Origin of the sequence: Geomonas diazotrophica, from assembly GCF_019063885.1 — a bacterium.
GTDB lineage: Bacteria > Desulfobacterota > Desulfuromonadia > Geobacterales > Geobacteraceae > Geomonas > Geomonas diazotrophica.
The window spans coordinates 163,688-178,701 of sequence record NZ_CP077684.1 but is presented as its reverse complement, the minus strand read 5'-3'; the positions used below and the strand labels follow the sequence as shown (position 1 = coordinate 178,701).

The 15,014-nt window shown below is 64.4% G+C and carries 16 protein-coding genes and 1 tRNA gene; 14 read left to right on the top strand and 3 right to left on the bottom strand.

All coding sequences use genetic code 11. The annotated features are described in order from the left end of the window. Positions 1–52: 52 nt before the first annotated feature. The gene (gene mscL, locus KP003_RS00775) at positions 53–478 is read right to left on the bottom strand and encodes a large conductance mechanosensitive channel protein MscL (RefSeq protein WP_217300224.1); all 426 of its coding nucleotides are present in this window, start codon (positions 476–478) and stop codon (positions 53–55) included. Positions 479–659: 181 nt separating this feature from the next. Then, positions 660–1,289, bottom strand: a complete 630-nt coding sequence (locus tag KP003_RS00770) for a cation efflux transmembrane domain-containing protein (RefSeq protein ID WP_216499204.1) — start codon at positions 1,287–1,289, stop codon at positions 660–662. Positions 1,290–1,577: 288 nt separating this feature from the next. Between KP003_RS00770 and KP003_RS00765 the strand changes: the two genes are divergently transcribed. The 4 genes from KP003_RS00765 to KP003_RS00750 all read left to right on the top strand — a co-directional run bounded on the left by KP003_RS00765 (position 1,578) and on the right by KP003_RS00750 (position 3,792). Then, positions 1,578–1,653, top strand: a tRNA-Asn gene (locus KP003_RS00765). A 219-nt stretch (positions 1,654–1,872) separates the two neighbouring features. After that, complete coding sequence (locus tag KP003_RS00760; protein WP_216496795.1) at positions 1,873–2,619, top strand: hypothetical protein; 747 nt, start codon at positions 1,873–1,875, stop codon at positions 2,617–2,619. Between the two features lie 27 nt (positions 2,620–2,646). Further along, a complete protein-coding gene (locus KP003_RS00755; RefSeq protein ID WP_216496796.1) occupies positions 2,647–3,450 on the top strand; it encodes an amino acid kinase family protein in 804 nt (267 codons plus the stop codon). A gap of 129 nt (positions 3,451–3,579) precedes the next feature. After that, positions 3,580–3,792 carry a hypothetical protein gene (locus KP003_RS00750; RefSeq protein ID WP_216496797.1) on the top strand — a complete coding sequence of 71 codons (213 nt, stop codon included), beginning with the start codon at positions 3,580–3,582 and terminating at the stop codon, positions 3,790–3,792. Positions 3,793–3,869: 77 nt separating this feature from the next. On the opposite strand, the gene KP003_RS00745 is transcribed toward KP003_RS00750, so the two are convergent. Continuing rightward, positions 3,870–4,025 carry a hypothetical protein gene (locus KP003_RS00745; protein ID WP_216496798.1) on the bottom strand — a complete coding sequence of 52 codons (156 nt, stop codon included), beginning with the start codon at positions 4,023–4,025 and terminating at the stop codon, positions 3,870–3,872. 195 nt (positions 4,026–4,220) lie between these two features. Between KP003_RS00745 and KP003_RS00740 the strand changes: the two genes are divergently transcribed. From KP003_RS00740 to KP003_RS00695, 10 genes are all read left to right on the top strand, one after another. Next, on the top strand, positions 4,221–4,850 hold the full coding sequence (locus KP003_RS00740; RefSeq protein ID WP_216790201.1) for a TetR/AcrR family transcriptional regulator: 630 nt from the start codon (positions 4,221–4,223) through the stop codon (positions 4,848–4,850). Positions 4,851–4,873: 23 nt separating this feature from the next. Beyond that, positions 4,874–6,211 (top strand): TolC family protein, encoded by a 1,338-nt coding sequence (locus tag KP003_RS00735; RefSeq protein WP_216790199.1) that lies wholly within the window; start codon positions 4,874–4,876, stop codon positions 6,209–6,211. Between the two features lie 19 nt (positions 6,212–6,230). Further along, positions 6,231–7,229, top strand: coding sequence for an HlyD family secretion protein (locus KP003_RS00730; protein WP_217300223.1), 999 nt, complete (start codon positions 6,231–6,233; stop codon positions 7,227–7,229). Position 7,230: 1 nt separating this feature from the next. After that, on the top strand, positions 7,231–8,202 hold the full coding sequence (locus KP003_RS00725) for an ABC transporter ATP-binding protein (RefSeq protein WP_216790195.1): 972 nt from the start codon (positions 7,231–7,233) through the stop codon (positions 8,200–8,202). Then, positions 8,199–9,209, top strand: coding sequence for an ABC transporter ATP-binding protein (locus KP003_RS00720; RefSeq protein WP_216790193.1), 1,011 nt, complete (start codon positions 8,199–8,201; stop codon positions 9,207–9,209). The genes KP003_RS00725 and KP003_RS00720 overlap by 4 nt, the downstream gene beginning before the upstream one ends. Further along, positions 9,206–10,339 carry an ABC transporter permease gene (locus KP003_RS00715; RefSeq protein WP_216496804.1) on the top strand — a complete coding sequence of 378 codons (1,134 nt, stop codon included), beginning with the start codon at positions 9,206–9,208 and terminating at the stop codon, positions 10,337–10,339. Before KP003_RS00720 ends, KP003_RS00715 begins: the two co-directional genes overlap by 4 nt. 10 nt (positions 10,340–10,349) lie before the next feature. Further along, positions 10,350–11,480 carry an ABC transporter permease gene (locus KP003_RS00710; RefSeq protein ID WP_216496805.1) on the top strand — a complete coding sequence of 377 codons (1,131 nt, stop codon included), beginning with the start codon at positions 10,350–10,352 and terminating at the stop codon, positions 11,478–11,480. 132 nt (positions 11,481–11,612) lie between these two features. Next, a complete protein-coding gene (locus KP003_RS00705; RefSeq protein WP_216496806.1) occupies positions 11,613–12,155 on the top strand; it encodes a C-GCAxxG-C-C family protein in 543 nt (180 codons plus the stop codon). A 238-nt stretch (positions 12,156–12,393) separates the two neighbouring features. Beyond that, complete coding sequence (locus KP003_RS00700) at positions 12,394–14,100, top strand: sensor histidine kinase (RefSeq protein ID WP_216790191.1); 1,707 nt, start codon at positions 12,394–12,396, stop codon at positions 14,098–14,100. Between the two features lies 1 nt (position 14,101). Beyond that, positions 14,102–14,737, top strand: a complete 636-nt coding sequence (locus KP003_RS00695) for a response regulator (RefSeq protein ID WP_216496808.1) — start codon at positions 14,102–14,104, stop codon at positions 14,735–14,737. Positions 14,738–15,014 lie beyond the last annotated feature (277 nt).

The following is a 15,014-nucleotide window of genomic DNA, read 5'->3' as shown; positions in this document are numbered from 1 at the left end:
TTCTATGTTGTGGCTGCTATTTTCCCGGTGTTCGCGGTTGGTTCAGCTCCTACTACTGGTCGGATGTGCAATTGGGGCAGCGTGTTGCCTTGCTCGGAATCATGCTGCAGCAGCGGGGGCATTCCTTGGTGGTCACGGGTGCCGCCGGCGCCGGGAGCAGCCTGTTTACCTGCCGCACCAACAGGAAAAGGGCGAAGGCCACGATGACGAAGTCGAAGACCGAATTCAGGAAGAGGCCGTAGGCGATGACCGGTACACCCGCGGCCTTGGCTTCAGCCACGGACCGCACCGGCGTGTTGGAGAGGTTGATGAAGAGGGAGGAAAAATCCATGTTGCCGAGGAGCCTGCCGATGGGCGGGGTGATGATGTCAGCGACGAAAGAGCTTACAACTTTGCCGAAGGCTGCGCCGATGACGACTGCGATTGCGAGATCAAGAACGTTTCCCTTCAAAGCGAATTGCTTGAATTCCTTTAGCATTCCGAAGCACCCTCCTCGTTAAAACGATGGCAGCCAAAACACATGAGAAAGGCTACCACCCTTTACACAGGGTGCAAGAAAAACCGATTCTTTTTTGCCCGGTTAGCAGCGCGGTCGCTCCGGCGCATGTTGCAAGGGGGGGGATGAAGTCGGGGTCAGCCTCCGGCTAACCGGCAGAACTTCAACTGCATGAGCAGGGAATACCGCTTGCCTTGCCGAAGGCCTCCCTCCCCTCCTTCAAGCTGAACCAGGCGATGCCGAGGGCTCCGGCCGAGTCGAGCCAGCCGATACCGGTGAGGTAGTAGCCGGCGCTGGAGACCAGCAGGATGACGGAGAGGTAGAGGCAGACCCTGGTGCAGGCTGCGTCGGCCAGGATGGCCTGGGAGCCGAGCGCTTTCCCCACCTTGACCTTCTGCTGGATCAAAAGCCACATGGAGAGTATGGAGACGCTGGAGACCACGATGCCCCAGAACGTGGTGGTAGGCGCATGGCCGTGAAAGGCATCATAGACGGCGGTAAGAAGGAGACCCGCCGCAAGGAGGTAGAAGCCGCCGCCGGTGATCCTGAGCGCGCCGCGCTCGAACTGGTCGGGGGCCTGGTCGGGGTTCCCCCGCTGGCGGCGCACCATGTGCCAGATGCCGGCGCCCGAGATGACCTCTACGAAGGAGTCCAGCCCGAAGCCGAAGAGGGCCAGGGATTCATCTTCGAACCCGAACCAGGCGGAGACCACCCCTTCGAGGATGTTGTAGAAGATGGTGATGAGCGCCAGGAGCGCCGCTGTCCGGTACAGCTTTTCGAGTTGCCTGTTCATTGGGGTCCTTTTGCGCTGCAACTGGAAGTATCGAGACTTTTGAATATATCCCGCAGCGGCAGTGAATGTCAACGCCGGGGACCGCCGCCACTCGGACTCTATCGAGGGGGGCGAACTGCGCCCCGGCACAAGTAATCGAATTGCCGACACTCTGAAAACGAGCGATTGTTGCCATTAAAAATATGGCAGATCCGATTCATAGATGCTGCAGAAATATTATTGACAGCCAAAAACCGCTATGCTATACACGTAATCTCTTCGCGGCACAGGGCGAAGAAAACCAGATATTCCCGAGTAGATCAGTCGGTAGATCAGCGGACTGTTAATCCGTGTGTCGTAGGTTCGAGTCCTACCTCGGGAGCCAAAAATCAATAGGGTTACGACATTGTCGTGACCCTTTTTCATTTCCCCCCCTTCTTTCGCTCCTCACCGTGCAAGGCTCGGCCAGACACAACCGACCACATCGCGCTGCCAAAGAATATAATAATTTTCCTACACATCGCGCCCCCCTCTCCTTAAGTTCCTGCAACTCCATGTTATAGTATGTCGGGTCCTTCTCCTTAACCCAAAGAGAGCAGCCGCCATGCCCGTACGAGTCCTGATAGCCATCGACGACACGGATAATTCTGTCAGCAGGGGAACCGGTGAAATAGCCTCGCTCATCGCCGACGCCATCGATCAGAACGGCTGGGGGGTTGCCGGCTTCATCAGCCGACACCAGTTGCTGGTACACCCCGACATACCCTACACCTCGCACAACAGCGCCATGTGCTTCCCGGTCGATATGCCGCAAGAATACCTGGAGCCGTTGGTATCTTTCGCCTGCGGCTTCCTGGAGCGGGAATGCGCCGAGGGGTCCGATCCGGGACTCTGCGTCGCGGTCCCGGAGCAGGTTCCGGTCGCCGCCGATCTGATTGCATTCGGGAGACGGGCAAAGCAGGAGGTGATCACCAAGGGTGAGGCCCTGGCGCTGGCGGGCAGGCTCGGCGTGCACCTGTCCGAGCATGGCGGGACCGGCCACGGCGTGATAGGCGCCCTTGCCGGCGTTGGCCTGCGGTTGTGGGGAAGTGACGGCCGCATGAGGGGAAGCCTCGCCGGGGTGCGCCCCGGGCAGTTGCTCACCGTGCGCGAGCTCCTTGCGCAGCCGGACGTCGATGCCGTGAGCTGCGCCGACGGGAGTACCGCGGGCCTTGAAGAGCTGGTCTCCATAGGGGACAAGCCGAAGACGGTGCTGCGCGACGGGGCATCGGTGCTGCTGGTGCGCCCCGCGGACCCGTCAATCGGCACCGCATGGGAGACCCTGCCCCGTAGGCTGCTGCGCGAATATTAGTGAACCAAACTCCTGGAGGCTGAATCAATGAATGCACGACATGAAATCGAATCGCACCTGAAGGGGGAGACACTGGTCCGCAAGGGGCTCAAACGCGGGGCAGGTGCAGCGACGCTCCGACTCGTCCCGGATCTGAACGTGGTCAAGATCGGCGGACATGGGATCATCGACTACGGCCGCGAGGTGGTCCTGCCCCTTTTGGAGGAGATCGGCGAGCTTTCCCGGGAGAACCAGGTCATGGTGGTTACCGGCGGCGGGGTCAGGGTGCGCCACATCCTGGATATCGGCATCGACCTGGGCATGCCGACCGGCGTCCTTGCCGAACTCGCCGGCAAAATAAGCGAGCAGAACGCCGAGATCGTGACCCTGCTTCTCTCCAAATGGGGGGGGAGCCGGGTCAAGACCGGCGACCTCCTCGACCTCCCCACCATGCTGCACCTGAAGCTGCTGCCGGTGATCCACGGCACCCCGCCCTACGGGCTCTACGAGCACCCGCCGGAGACGGGGCTGATCCCTCCGCACCGTACCGACACGGGCGCGCTGCTCATGGCGGAGGTGCTGGGTGCTAAGAGCTGCATCCTGGTGAAAAACGTCGACGGTCTCTTCACCGAGGATCCCCGCGTGAACCCCAAGGCGGAGCTGATCGAGGAGATCACGGTGGACGAGCTGATCAAGCTGGACATGGAGGACATGGTCCTGGAGCGGAAGATGCTTTACCTCCTGCGGGACATGGCCAACGTGAAGGAGATTCGCATCGTCAACGGCCACAAGCGCGGCACCGTGGGGATGGCGATCCGCAAGGAAAAGGTCGGCACCCTGATCCGGGTGTGACGGGTCGGGCCGGCGGACGGGATCGGCACTCTCATGTGATGCATCGACTAGCCGCACACATGATCAACCTGTATAATGAAGGTGTATCCCCTCCTCATGGAGGACATAAAGGAAAGGAGGCACCCTTTCATGGCGGGAAAAATCTTTTATCGGCACAGGACCAAGATGCAGGACGGAGCCCATCAGCCGCGCCACGTGCTGGTGGCGGTAGCGGACCTCGATCTCAAGGTGTACGGCCAGCACATGCGCATGTGCGAACTGAAGTTCATCGCGGAGTCGCTGGGCGCAGAGCTGCTCGAGCTGCCGCGCGGGCCGAAGCACCAGGGTGAAGAGGAAGACTAGGACGGTTCGAAGCAGAAACGGTGAAGGGGGCTGTCGGCATGACGGCCCCCTTTACTTTTCAAGACAGGAATTTCGTGTCAGTACCTGCGCTCGCCGTAACCGCCGCGGTCGTCGTAACGCCCGCCGTCGTGGCGGCCGTAGTCGTAATCCCGGTCATGCCACCAGCACGGGCAACACCCCGACAGCACGGTGGCAAGAAGCAGCAACCCGATGGATATTCTCATCTTTCTCATGATGATCTCTCCTCTATGCGGCAGCATCTGCCATCTTCATTGTAATCCAAGCAACAGCGTTCTTGACAACCTTCTTCCCTCCCCTTTCCGTCCCCTGCCCCGCAAGTGTTCAAACTGCCTTGAGGCGCTTGACATCCGTTCTACAGTGACCTATAGTCAAACCTGACCGTTGGTCATATTTTCAGGAGAACCACGATGACAACCATCGAGACCGAGAACCCCGCCGGCCGCCAGTCAGGCCGCAGGGCGAAGAGGAGCGAGGAAACCAGGGAGCGGATCTTCCGCGCCGCGCTTAACCTCTTCGCGGAGAAGGGCTTCAACGCCACCACCATAGAGGCGATCACCGCAGCAGCCGACGTCGGCAAGGGCACCTTCTTCAACTACTTCGACAACAAGGAAAGCGTCCTTTTGGAGTACCGGGAACTGCAGATGGCGCGGGTGGCCGACTTCGTGGCGGCGCACCGGGATTCGGACCGGCCGCTCGCGCCGCTTTTGTTGCAACTGGCGCTGACGCTGACCATGGAGCAGGAAAAGGGTCCCGGCCTGATCCAGAGCCTCATGACCGCCGTTTTCGGCAGCGAGACGGTCCAAAAGCGGATGGCGGAGGCCATGGAGGGGAACATCCGGCAGCTCTCCGCCCTGATGGCACGGCGCCAGCAGTCGGGGGAGATCCGCAGCGACCTGGACGCGTTCAGCGTCGCGCAGAGCTTTCAGCGCATCATTTTCGGCACCATGATCACCTGGTCGCTCAGCCCGATCGACCCCTTGGAAGAGAACTTGAAGAAGAGCATCCAGATCTTCGTCGACGGAGCCCGCTCGAAATAGCAACAGGCAACAAAGGACACGCCATGATCGCAAAAACCTTGAAACTGTTGGCCGTTTCACTGCTGCTCGGGATGGCCGGCAGACAGGCCGCCGCCCAGGACTCCCCACCCCTGGCGCTGTCGCTGGACCAGGCCATCACCCGGGGGCTGGACAACAACCTGAACGCGCTTCTGGCCAGGGCGCGGGTGGACGAGGCGGAAGGGACGCGGGAGCGCAGGCTCTCGAGCTACCTGCCGCACCTGCGCATCGAGACCCCCTTCGCCTGGCAGACCCGCAACCTGCGCGCCCAGGGGATCAGCCTCCCCCACTCCCCCCCCGTCGTGGGCCCCTTCACCAGCTACGACTTCCGCATCTACGGCGAACAGAGCATCCTCGACCTGCAGAGCTACCATGCCATCAAGGCGAGCGAAAAGGAAAAGCAGGCGCGGCAGGACGATTACCGGGACGCCCGGGGGGGGGTGATCCGCCTGGTTACCGTGCAGTACCTGAACGCGGCCTACGCGGAGGCCCGGGTGGCGACGGCGCGGAGCCGGGTGCAGACCTCGGAGGCGCTGGAGCAGCTCGCCCGCGACCAGCGCGCCGTCGGGGTGGCCGACGGCCTGGACGTGCTGCGTGCCCAGGTGCAGCTCGCCAACGACCGCCAGAACCTCCTGGTGACCGCCAACAACGCGCAGCTCGCCCTGCTCGCCCTGGCGCGCAGCGTCGGCATCGATCTCGGCACTCCCATCACCCTCACCGACAAGCTCTCCTTCCGAAAGCTGGAGCCACCGCAGATCGAACAGGGGATCCAGGCCGCGCTGGAGAGCCGCCCCGACTATCGTTCGCTCTTCTCCCAGCGCGCCTCCCTCGAGGAACAGGTGAAGGCCTCACGCTCGCGCTACCTCCCGAGGATCGTGCTGAGCGGCAACTACGGCACCAGCGGCCAGGAGATGAGCAACCTGGACCCCACCGGGATGCTCCAGGTGAACCTGGTGCTGAACCTGTTCGACTACGACAGAAAGGGTGAGCGCCTGGAGCTGGACAGCCGCCTGGAGCGCAACCGGCTGCAGATCGCCGACCTGAAGCTCGGCGTGGAGCAGGACATCCGGGAGGCGCTCCTGAACCTGAACTCCGCCACGGACCAGGTGGCCACCGCGCGGGAGGGGGCGCAGCTCGCCGAGCGCGAACTGCAGTATGCCGGCGACCGCTTCAGAAACGGGATCGCCAACAACATCGAGGTGGTCACGGCCCAGGACGCGCTGGCGCGGGCCCGAGACAACGAGCTGAACGCCCTGGCGCAGCACGCCGAGGCGAAGATAGCGCTCGCCCGCGCCTTGGGCGACACGGAGAAGGTGTACCGGCTCTTCCTGGGCATCGAATAACTGCGAGGTCATGCACGCCATGAAAAGAAAACTGATCCCGATCCTCCTGCTGGTCGCCGTGCTTGTCGGCGCCGGATACTTCTTCACCCACCGCGCCAAGAGCGACGCCGAGGCCACCTCGATCGTCCTCTCGGGGAACATTGAGGCACACGAGAGCGTGGTCGGCTTCAAGGTCCCCGGGCGGCTCGCGGAACTCCCGGTCGAGGAGGGACAGCTGGTCAAGGCGGGCGACGTCCTGGCCAGGCTGGACCAGGGCGACTACCGGCAGCAGATGCAGATCGACGAGGCGGCCGTCGGCACCCGGGAGGCCGAGCTGGGGCTGGCCACGGCGGGGAGCCGTCCGCAGGAGAAGAAGGCGGCGCACCAGTCGGTGCTGGACGCCCAGGCGGACTACGAGCTGAAAAAGCACAACCTGCAGCGCTACCAGTCCCTCTACGAGAAGGACGAGGTCTCGGCACAGGTGCGGGACACGGCCGCGGCGGCCCTGAAGCGGAGCCAGGCGGCACTGGAGCGGGTCAAGCAGAACTACGACCAGGTGCTGGAGGGTGTGCGCAAGGAGCAGGTGGACGTCAACCGCGCCGCGGTCCGCTCGGCGCGCCAGGCGCTGGAACTCTCAAAGATCAAGCTCTCCTACACCACCCTTCTGGCACCCATCACCGGCGTGGTGCTGGTGCGCCAGGCCGAGCTGGGCGAGGTGCTGACCGCAGGGACGCCGGTTGCGACCATCGCCGACCTGGACCACCTCTGGATGCGCGGCTACCTGGGCGAGACCGACCTCGGCCGGGTGAAACTGGGCCAAGTGGCCACGGTGAAGACGGACAGCTACCCGGGCAGGACCTACCGGGGGCGGGTCTCCTTCATCTCCTCCCAGGCCGAGTTCACCCCGAAGTCGGTGGAGACCCACAAGGAGCGGGTGACCCTGGTGTACCGCATCAAGATCGAGCTGGAGAACCCGGCTCACGAGCTGAAGCCGGGGATGCCCGCGGACGCGACCCTCGCCGTGGCGCCGGCCAGGTGACATGAGCGGCTCCGAGAACGCCATAGAGCTCAATGGGCTCACCAAGTCGTTCCCCGGCGTGCGCGCCGTGGACGGGCTGAGCTTTGCCGTGCGGCGCGGCGAGATCTTCGGACTGGTCGGCCCCGACGGTGCCGGCAAGACCACCACCATGCGCATGCTGGCCGGCGTGCTGGCCCCGGACGAGGGAAGCGCCACGGTCGCCGGCTTCGACCTGGCGCGGGACGCCGAGCGGGCCAAGCACCACATCAGCTACATGCCGCAGCGTTTCGGGCTCTACGAGGAGTTGACCGTGGACGAGAACATCCGCTTCTACGCGGATCTCTTCGGCGTGCCGCGCCGGGAACGGGAAGAGCGCTCGGCGGAACTGCTCAAGGCGGCAGGGATGGCGGAATTCCGTTCCCGCCTGGCCGGGAAGCTCTCCGGCGGCATGAAGCAGAAACTGGGGCTCGTCTGCGCGCTGATCCACACCCCGGAGGTGATGCTGCTGGACGAGCCGACCAACGGGGTCGACCCGGTCTCGCGGCGCGACTTCTGGCGCATCCTCTACACCCTCTTGGACCAGGGGGTGACCATCCTCACCACCACCGCCTACCTGGACGAGGCGGAGCGCTGCCACCGCGTGGCGCTCTTGCACGAGGGGCGCATGCTCTTTTGCGACACTCCGGCCAACCTTAAGGCTTCCCTTCCCGGCGCCGTCCTCTCCATCGTCTGCGCCGACCCGCGCCCGGTCCGGGACCTCCTCGCCGGGACGGAGGGGATCTCCACCGTCATGATCGTGGGAGACGGTCTGCACCTGGTGGTCCGCGATCCGCAGCGCATGATCCCGGAACTGCGCAGCCGGATCGCCGCTGCCGGGCTCTCCTGCGACGCCATCGAGCAGGTGGCCCCGTCCATCGAGGACCTGTTCGTCGAAGCGGTACAGGGTGACTGGGGCGACAATGGCCACGAACGTGACAGAGGGGGCGAGCGATGAACGGCGCGACCCCGGCAGTCGTGGTGCGAGACCTCGTCAAGCGCTTCGGCGACTTCGTCGCGGTGGACAACATCTCACTCGAGGCGAGCCCCGGCGAGATCTTCGGTTTCCTAGGGCCCAACGGCGCCGGCAAGTCCACCACCATCAGGATGCTCTGCGGGCTGCTGCGGCCGACCTCGGGGGAGGCGCTGGTGGCCGGGTTGGACGTGGCGCGCGAGCCGGAGCGGGTGCGGCAGAACATCGGCTACATGTCGCAGAAGTTCTCCCTGTACAACGACCTCAAGGTGATCGAGAACCTGCGCTTCTTCGCCGGGATGTACAGCGTCTCGGCGGCCAACCTGAAGGAGCGCATCGACTGGGCCATCGACATGGCCGGGCTCTCCGGGCGGGAGCAGCTCCTCACCGGGACCCTCGCCGCGGGGTGGAAACAGCGTCTGGCCCTGGGGTGCGCCGTGCTGCACCGCCCCCCCATCGTCTTCCTCGACGAGCCGACCTCGGGGGTCGACCCCATCTCCAGGCGGCTCTTCTGGGAGCTGATCCACCGCATGGCCGACGACGGGGTGACCGTCTTCGTGACCACCCATTACATGGACGAGGCCGAGTACTGCAACCGCCTGGTGCTGATCGACCGGGGGAAGATCGTCGCCTCGGGTTCCCCGCTGGAGCTGAAGCAAAAGAGCATGGAGGGAAACCTGCTGCTGCTCGAGTGCGACCAGGTGGGGAAGGCCCTGGAGGAGTTGCAGGAGGCGCCGGGGGTGACCGACGCCGCCATCTTCGGAAGCGCGCTGCACCTGGTGGTGCCCTCCGCGCAAGAGGCCATCCCGCAGGTCAAGGCGTACCTCGCCGGCCGCGGCATCACCACGACCCGCATCGAACAGATCCGCCCCTCCCTCGAGGACGTCTTCGTCTCGCTCACCGGCTTGAACAGGGATGAAGGGGATGAAAGGGATAGAAGGGATAAAGCGGAGACAAGAGTAGATAACGACAAGGAGAAGGCGCAACCATGAACTGGAACCGGCTCTGCGCCATGGCGCGCAAGGAAATGATCCAGATCCGGCGCGACGCCCGCAGCATCGGCATCGTCATCGCCATGCCCATCGTGATGATGTTCGCCTTCGGCTACGGCGTGAGCTTCGACACCAAGCACATCCCGGTCTACGTCTACGACCAGGAGAAAAGCCAGCAAAGCCAGGACTTCCTGAAACGCTTCCAGGCGTCGGTCTACTTCAAGGTGGTAAAAACGGTGGCAAGCTACCCGGAACTGGTGCGGGCCATCGACACGGGGGATTGCCAGATCGGACTCGTGGTCCCTCCCGATTTCTCCAGGAAACTCCGCTCCGGCCGGAAGGTGAGCGTGCAGGCGATCTTCGACGGCACCGACAGCAACAGCGCGAGCCTCGGCATGAGCTACACCGAGGCGGTGGCACTGGCGCACTCGCAACAGCTCCAGCTCGAATGGCTGCAGGCACGCGGGCAGGGAGCGGCGCGGCTCCCCTTGAGCGTCGACGCCCGGACCTGGTTCAATGAGAACCTCGAGAGCATGGTCACCATCGTCCCCGGGGTGGTGGCCATGGTGATGGCGGTGGTCGGAACCTTCCTCACCTCGCTCACCGTCGCGCGGGAATGGGAGCGGGGCACCATGGAGCAGCTCATCTCGACCCCAGTGACGCCGCTGGAGATCATGCTGGGCAAACTCGTCCCCTACGTCGTGATCGGGCTCGCCGACACCAGCCTCTGCGCCGTCATGGGGGTGTGGTGGTTCGGCGTCCCCTTCCGGGGGGAGATCTGGGTCTTCCTGCTGAGCACCTTTTTGTTCCTCACCGTGGTCCTTTCGCTTGGCTACTTCTTCTCGGTGGTCGCCAAGACCCAGCTCGCGGCAAGCCAGATCTCCCTGATCGCCACCTTCCTGCCGGCCTTCCTATTGTCCGGCTTCGTGTACCCGATCGACCAGATGCCGCCACTGGTGCAGGGGATCACCCACGCGGTGCCGGCCCGGTACTACATGGCGATCCTGCGCAACGTCTTTTTGAAGGGATCGTCCGTCGTTACCATGTGGCAGGATTTCCTGGGACTCGCCATCTTCGCCGCCCTGCTCGGGCTGGCGGCAACGCGGGTCTTCCGCAAGAAGCTCGCCTGAGGGGGGAAACATGCTGGGCCGCCTGCGCCAGATGCTGATCAAGGAGTTCCTGCACGTAATCCGCGACAAGAGGGCGAGATTCTTCCTGTTCGCCCCTCCCGTCATCCAGACGCTGGTTTTCGGCTACGCCGCCACGCTGGAGATCAAGCACGTCCCGGTCGCCATCGTCGACTACGACAACAGCCAGGTGAGCCGCGACCTCGTCTCCCGCTTCCAGGCGAGCCGCTACTTCGAGGTGCGCCGCCTGGCCGACCGGCGCGAGATCCCGGACCTGATCGACCGGGACCAGGTGATCATGGCGCTGCAGATCAACTCGGGGTTCGCACGCGACCTGCGCAAGGGGGAGACCGCCCACCTGCAGGTGATAGTGGACGCCAGCAACTCGAACACGGCGCTGGTGGGGCTTGGGTACGTGAACCAGGTGGCCCAGGGTTTTGCGCGGCAGTACCGCATCGAGGCGCTGAACCGGCAGGCTCCCGGTGTCGCCGCCTCCCTCCCCGAGATCGTCGTGGAGCGCCGCCCCTGGTACAACCCGGACATGACCAGCCAGTGGTTCTTCGTGCCGGGAGTGATCGGCAACCTGGTGCTGGTGATCGTGGTCACCCTGACCGCCTTCGCCGTGGTGCGCGAGCGCGAGATCGGCACCCTGGAGCAGATCATGGTGACGCCGATACGGCGCACCGAGTTCATCCTGGGCAAGACCATCCCCTTCTTCCTGATCGGGCTTTTGGACACGGCGCTGATCAGCCTGGCGGGCACGCTCTGGTTCCGGGTGCCGCTCACCGGGAGCCTGCTGGTGCTGACCGCCGGGACCGTCTGCTTCATCCTGTGCATGCTCGGCGTCGGCCTCTTCATCTCCACCGTCTCGGCGACCCAGCAGCAGGCCATGGTCACGAGCTTCTTCTTCATCATGCCCGCCGTCATCTTCTCCGGCTTCGGCTCCCCCATCTCCAGCATGCCGCTGTTGCTGCAACGGCTCACCTACCTGAACCCGCTGCGCTACCAGGAGGTGGTGCTGAGAAGCGTCTACCTGAAAGGGGTCGGTTTCGACGTGCTCTGGCCCCAGATGGCCGCCATGGCGCTCATCGCGGTCGTCATGCTCACCGTGAGCGTGCTCCGCTTCCGCAAGTCGCTGGAATGAGTCTCGACTCTCCGTGCGCCCCCGGAACACAATCCCTTCTTTAAATTCAAATATTGTGATATACCTACCTCTCGCGACAACTCACTACGAACGCCGGCGGAGGGACCTCTCCCGGTTGATGCGGAGGCTGCCATGAAAGACGAATGCAAAAAGGAGCTGATCAGCAGGCGCGAGCTGCTCAAGGGTTCGCTCTGCCTGGGGGTCTGCCTCGCGGCGGGGGGCTCCTTCCAGGAGGCGGAGGGGGCGGCGACGCCCCAGACGGCGGCGGGGCGCCCCGAGGCGGCCCGGAAACAGTTCGTGAAGACGATGAACTGCTCCCAGTCCATCCTCGAGAACTACGCGCCTGCCTACGGCGTGCAGCCGGAAACCGCCTGCAAACTGGCCACCGGCTTTGCCGGCGGCATGGCAGCCGGGCACGAGTGCGGCGCCGTCACCGCCGCCTACATGGTGCTCGGCCTCGCCCACGGCCCCAAGGAAAGAAAGGTCTTCGCCAAGATCGAGACCTTCAACGAGCGGTTCAAGGCGCGCCACAAGGAACTCGCCTGTTCGCGGCTCCTCGGCGTGGACATGGGGACCAAGGAGGGGATGAGGGAAGCGCAGCGCAAGGGGCTGATAGCAGCCCGCTGCCCCGGCTACGTGAAAAGCGCCGCCGAGATCCTGGAGACGATGATCTGATCCCAGCCCCCGGCGTCGCCGTGACGAGCGGCGGCGCCCCTTTCTCGTGGTCTATGATCCGCCGTTTGATCGAGCGTCCCCGATTCCCCACCTTTCGATGCACAAAAGCCCTCTAAATCATTGACGTGGCGTAAACATAATGTATAGAATGCGCCCCTAAGAATTTTCCCTACGCCGCGGTCATCCATTCCGACGCCCGCGGAGCCGTCCCGCCTGTCGTTGCAGGAGACCGATGCAGATGGCGCAGCTGAGATACCACTCGAAAACGCGGGCGGAGTACCTGATCGCTACCGGGCGCGTCATCCTGGCGGCCTTCTTCCTGCTGGCGGTTGGGCTGGATCCTTCCGAACCCTCCCGCTACGCCCACATCACCTACGGCATCCTTTCCGCGTATCTCGGCTACTCCGTGGTGATGGCGGCGTTGACCTGGCGCCGGGGCTTTGCGTGGGGCATGCTGCACCTGATCACCCACAGCGTCGACCTGCTGGTCTTCGCCTGCCTCATGTTCCTCACCACCGGCCCCAACAGCCCCTTTTTCGTCTACTTCATCTTCATCCTGGTCTGCGCCACCTTCCGCTGGCAATGGCGCGGCACCCTCTGGACCGCCGCGGCGGCCATGTCGGTCACCCTCCTGCTCGCCTGGTACCCCTCGAACCTGCTCATGGACCAGAACTTCGAGCTCAACCGCTTCATCATCCGCATCGCCTACCTGACGGTGGTGGCGGGCCTGCTGGGGTACCTGGGCGCCTATGAGGAGTCCATGCGGGAGATACTCGCCATGCTCTCCCAGTGGCCCAGTGAAACGCTGCCAGAAGAGCCGGGCGAGGAGGGGCACGGGATGCTCGGCCATGCCGCAGCCATACTGAGGGCGCCGAGGGTCGTGCTTTTATGGGAGGAAGAAGAGGAGCCCTGGCTGCACCTGCTCTGCTGGACGGCGGAGGGAAGCCGCTACGAATGGAAGGACCCGGGCGTCTTCGGCGACATCGTGGCGGAGGGACTGGAGCAGGCGAGCTTCTTCACCCGCGAGGCCGGTTCGGCACAGGCGCTGGTCGTCTGCAATACGGTCGCTGGCTTGCAGCAGCGCCGCTGCGCCCCGCTGCATCCGGAGTTCGTGCGGCGCTTCGACGTCACCTCCGCGTGCGTCTCTCCCCTTGACGGCGAGAAGATCTCGGGGTACCTGGTCGCCCTGGACCGGAGTCACCTCACGCCGGACGACCTGGTCCTGGGCGGCATCGTCGCCCATGAGATCGCCGCCCGGCTCGACCACGCCCTGCTCTTGAAACAGCTGCAGCAGGGTGCCGCGGCGGACGAGCGCCTGCGGCTCGCCCACGACCTGCACGACGGCCTGCTCCAGTCACTGGCGGGAGCGGGACTGCAACTGGCGACGGTGAGCCGGCTGATCGAGACGGACCCGGCCGCGGCCAGGGAGAACATACAGCAGGTGCAACAACTGCTCGCCTCGGAGCAGCGGGACCTGAGAACCCAGATCAACGACATGAAGCCGCTCTTTTACCGGCGCAAGACCGAGGAGTACGGGCTGGCCAAGCGCCTGGACGAGCTGGCCGGCCGCATCAGGCGGCAATGGGAGATCGCCTGCTCCGTGACCTGCCACACGCCGGCGCCGCGGCTGCAGCGCAGCGTGGCGCGCGAGATCTACTTCGTGGTGCACGAGGCGCTGATCAACGCGGTGCGCCACGCCGAGGCTACCACCCTGCGGGCGGAAATCAGCTTCGACGCGCAGTGGGCGCACATCAGCGTGACCGACGACGGGCGGGGTTTCGGCTTCCAGGGGTGCTACGACCAGGACCAGTTGAGCGACCTCAAGCGCGGCCCGGTGACCCTCCGGGAGCGGATCGACGCCCTGAACGGGAAGCTCACGATCGACTCCGGCGAGCGGGGTGCCCGCCTCGACATCACCCTGCCACTCATGGAACTAGGAGGCTGACATGATACGACTGGTCATAGCCGATGACCACCCCCTGATCCTGAACGGGCTGACGGGCCTCTTCAACTTCGAGGAGGACTTCGAGGTGCTGGCAAGCTGCAGCAACGGGCCGGACGCCCTCGAGGAGATCCGCCGGCAGCGCCCGGACGTGGCCGTACTGGACATCCGCATGCCGGGGCTGAGCGGCATCGAGGTGGCCCGCAGGGTGACCGAGGAAAGGCTCGGCGCACGACTGGTCCTGCTCACCGCGGCCCTGGAGGACGCGGACATGCTCGAGGCGGTGATGCTCGGCATCCAGGGGGTGGTCCTGAAGGAGATGGCGCCGCAGTTCCTGGTGCAGTGCATCCGCAAGGTGCACGCGGGCGAGCAGTGGCTGGAGCGCCGCTCGGCCAAGCAGGCCCTGGAAAAGCTCCTGAAACGCGAGGCGGGGGGACGCGAGGTCTCCGGGCTCCTCACCCAGCGCGAGATCGAACTGGTACGCATGGTGGCAGGCGGCCTGCGCAACAGGGAGATCGCCGACAGGCTCTGCATCAGCGAGGGGACGGTGAAGGTCCACCTGCACAACATCTACCAGAAGATACACGTGGACGGCCGCGTGGCGCTTCTGCGCTACGCCCAGGATAAGGGGCTCGTGTAGCCGCCACCATTGATCTCCCGCCACATACATCCACATCCCCTCTCCCTTTGGGAGAGGGTCAGGGTGAGGGAGGCGTCAAGGGCAAGATGCCAGCATCCGGCGGCGCCCTCCCCCACCTTTCGGGCACCTTCACCCGCCCTTAGGGCGCCCTCCCCTCCCCTTAGGGCACCCTCTCCCGAAGAGGGAGGGGACTAGCGCGAGATCATCGCAGCAGGTCACCCACCAACAGACACAATACGCGTTCTACTGTCAAAGCCCCTAAACGTTGTGATTTTTT

Coding starts and splice junctions, on each gene's coding strand:
- mscL (WP_217300224.1), bottom strand. CDS start 478: ATGCTAAAGGAATTCAAGCAATTCGCTTTGAAGGGAAACGTTCTTGAT.
- KP003_RS00770 (WP_216499204.1), bottom strand. CDS start 1,289: ATGAACAGGCAACTCGAAAAGCTGTACCGGACAGCGGCGCTCCTGGCG.
- KP003_RS00760 (WP_216496795.1), top strand. CDS start 1,873: ATGCCCGTACGAGTCCTGATAGCCATCGACGACACGGATAATTCTGTC.
- KP003_RS00755 (WP_216496796.1), top strand. CDS start 2,647: ATGAATGCACGACATGAAATCGAATCGCACCTGAAGGGGGAGACACTG.
- KP003_RS00750 (WP_216496797.1), top strand. CDS start 3,580: ATGGCGGGAAAAATCTTTTATCGGCACAGGACCAAGATGCAGGACGGA.
- KP003_RS00745 (WP_216496798.1), bottom strand. CDS start 4,025: ATGAGAAAGATGAGAATATCCATCGGGTTGCTGCTTCTTGCCACCGTG.
- KP003_RS00740 (WP_216790201.1), top strand. CDS start 4,221: ATGACAACCATCGAGACCGAGAACCCCGCCGGCCGCCAGTCAGGCCGC.
- KP003_RS00735 (WP_216790199.1), top strand. CDS start 4,874: ATGATCGCAAAAACCTTGAAACTGTTGGCCGTTTCACTGCTGCTCGGG.
- KP003_RS00730 (WP_217300223.1), top strand. CDS start 6,231: ATGAAAAGAAAACTGATCCCGATCCTCCTGCTGGTCGCCGTGCTTGTC.
- KP003_RS00725 (WP_216790195.1), top strand. CDS start 7,231: ATGAGCGGCTCCGAGAACGCCATAGAGCTCAATGGGCTCACCAAGTCG.
- KP003_RS00720 (WP_216790193.1), top strand. CDS start 8,199: ATGAACGGCGCGACCCCGGCAGTCGTGGTGCGAGACCTCGTCAAGCGC.
- KP003_RS00715 (WP_216496804.1), top strand. CDS start 9,206: ATGAACTGGAACCGGCTCTGCGCCATGGCGCGCAAGGAAATGATCCAG.
- KP003_RS00710 (WP_216496805.1), top strand. CDS start 10,350: ATGCTGGGCCGCCTGCGCCAGATGCTGATCAAGGAGTTCCTGCACGTA.
- KP003_RS00705 (WP_216496806.1), top strand. CDS start 11,613: ATGAAAGACGAATGCAAAAAGGAGCTGATCAGCAGGCGCGAGCTGCTC.
- KP003_RS00700 (WP_216790191.1), top strand. CDS start 12,394: ATGGCGCAGCTGAGATACCACTCGAAAACGCGGGCGGAGTACCTGATC.
- KP003_RS00695 (WP_216496808.1), top strand. CDS start 14,102: ATGATACGACTGGTCATAGCCGATGACCACCCCCTGATCCTGAACGGG.